At 64.8% G+C, this 366-nt stretch carries 1 protein-coding gene; it reads left to right on the forward strand.

The features are described 5' to 3' along the window. Positions 1-366, forward strand: a 366-nt coding sequence (locus tag U5771_RS35405; RefSeq protein WP_322028214.1) for a DUF2827 family protein, incomplete at both ends; no start/stop codon positions are given.

Genomic DNA, 366 nt, shown 5'->3' on the forward strand with positions numbered 1-366 from the left:
CTGTTCGTGCGCGGCGCCGGCCAGTCGCTGTGGGAAAACGGCATCTTCCAGAACTGCCTGCTGCTGATCCTGCTGCTGCGCCAGTCGCCGCTCATCGCTCAAGCCGTGATGGTGAACGGCGGCGAACAGCTCGCCGATCCGCAGATGATGCTCGGCGAATGGGACGTGCCGCTGCTGTCGATGGACGAAGCGCTGGAACGCTGCGACGTGCTGATCGAAATGAGCGCGCAGTTCGGCGCGGACTACCTGCGCGCGTTCCGCGATCGCGGCGGCAAGATCGTCACGATGCGGGTCGGCAACGACTACGTGATCGACATCGAGCGCGCGATGTTCGACAAGCCGTCAGGCTTCCTGTTCTCGGGCGCA

It is taken from the genome of Burkholderia sp. BCC1977 (assembly GCF_905339595.1).
Lineage (GTDB): Bacteria > Pseudomonadota > Gammaproteobacteria > Burkholderiales > Burkholderiaceae > Burkholderia.